The 1,897-nt window shown below is 67.3% G+C and carries 1 protein-coding gene and 1 pseudogene; both read right to left on the bottom strand.

Translation table 11 applies throughout. The features are described 5' to 3' along the window. Positions 1-457: pseudogene (locus VNQ78_RS18860) on the bottom strand (hypothetical protein); the annotation flags it as partial. Positions 458-562: 105 nt separating this feature from the next. Beyond that, positions 563-1,897 (bottom strand): IMP dehydrogenase (gene guaB / locus VNQ78_RS18855; protein WP_325692698.1); only part of this gene is annotated, 1,335 nt, incomplete at its 5' end.

Raw genomic sequence — 1,897 nt, 5'->3', positions numbered from 1 at the left:
AATGGAACGCGCCCGCCGCGCGCCGCCAGTCGCCCAGCTCGTCATGCAGTTGCCGGACGAAGCGCGCCGCGTATCTGGCGTTTTCCAGCGGGTCGAACATCTGGGCGACTGACCGGAAATTCTCGCCATGCCAGCGATAGTTGATCTGGAAGCAACCGATGTCGATGTTCGGCCGCCCCGCCGCCACCCTATCCTCGGCAAAGGCCACGGCGCTTTCGGGGTCGTCGAACCACGTCCCCTCGCCCTCGGCATTCGCGCTCCAGGCCCAGGGGCGGACCACGCCGTCGAGGCGGCGGCCGGTCTCGGTCAGGGTCAGGGCGCCAAGGATCTCGGGCGGGATGCCCGCCTCCTCCGCGGCCTTGAGGGCAGCCCATTCGCAGACCTCGGCCGCCGGCAGGGCATGGAGCCTGCCGGACGTCAGAAGCAGCAGGATCAGCAGCCGAAGCAGCAGTGCCATCGCAATCCCGAAAGCGGACGGTTCGGGTCAGCGATAACGGCAAGGTGTTAAGACTTGGTTTCGCCCGCAAGCGAAAAAGGGGCGGCCAAAGCCGCCCCTAGATAATCAGCCCAGCCGGTAGTTCGGGCTTTCTCGGGTGATCTGCACGTCATGGACGTGGCTTTCCTTGAGGCCCGCGCCGGTGATGCGCACGAACTCGCAGCCGCCCCGCATCTCTGCCACGGTGGCGTTGCCGGTATAGCCCATGGCGGCGCGGAGGCCGCCGACCAGCTGGTGGATCACGGCGGCGGCGGAACCCTTATAGGGCACCTGCCCCTCGATCCCTTCGGGCACCAGCTTGTCCGAGGCCGCATCCTTCTGGAAGTAGCGGTCGGCCGAGCCGCGGGCCATGGCGCCAAGGCTGCCCATGCCGCGATAGGATTTGAACGAACGGCCCTGATAGAGGATCACCTCTCCGGGGCTTTCATCGGTGCCGGCAATGGCCGAGCCGACCATCGCGCAGCTTGCGCCGGCGGCGATGGCCTTGGCGAAATCGCCCGAGAACTTGATCCCGCCATCGGCGATCACCGGGATATCGCCCGCACCCGAAACCGCGTCCATGATCGCCGTCAGCTGCGGCACGCCCACGCCCGCGACGATGCGGGTGGTGCAGATCGAACCGGGGCCGATCCCCACCTTGATCGCATCGGCGCCCGCGTCGATCAGCGCGCGCGCGGCGCTGGCGGTCGCGACGTTTCCGGCGACGACCTGCACCTCGTTCGAATGCGCCTTGATGCGGGCCACGGCCTTGGCCACGCCCTCGGAATGGCCATGCGCGGTGTCGATCACCACCATGTCGACGCCGGCATCGACCAGCGCGAGGCTGCGATCATATCCCTCGTCGCCGACGGTCGAGGCGGCGGCGACGCGCAGGCGTCCCAGATCGTCCTTGCAGGCCAGCGGGTTCAGGACCGACTGTTCGGTATCCTTCAGCGTCAGCAGGCCGGTCAGCTTGCCCTCGCGATTGGTGATCAGCAGCTTCTCGATCCGGCGGGCCTTCATCAGGCTGATCGCCTCGGCCCGGTCGGCCGGCTCGTGCAGGATGGCGAGGTTGTCGTTCGTCATCACCGTGCGGACCGGGGTGCGGTCGTCGCTGGCAAAGCGCATGTCACGGTTGGTGATGATGCCGACCACGCGGCCCGCCTCGTCCACCACCGGGAAGCCGGTCACGTTGTAGCGGTCCTGCAGAGCCTTCGCGTCGGCGATGGTCTGATCGGGGCGCAGCGTGATCGGATCATAGACGATGCCGGATTCGAAACGCTTCACGCGGCGGACCTCGTCGGCCTGCTGCTCGGCGGTCAGGTTGCGGTGGATCACGCCGATCCCGCCCGCCTGAGCCATGGCAATCGCCATGCGGCTTTCGGTGACCGTATCCATCGCGCTGGAGAGCAGCGGAATATT

The sequence above is a fragment of the Paracoccus sp. (in: a-proteobacteria) genome, assembly GCF_035556475.1.
GTDB lineage: Bacteria > Pseudomonadota > Alphaproteobacteria > Rhodobacterales > Rhodobacteraceae > Paracoccus.
Note: the sequence above shows the minus strand (reverse complement) of the source record. Positions and strands in the feature narration are given on the sequence as shown.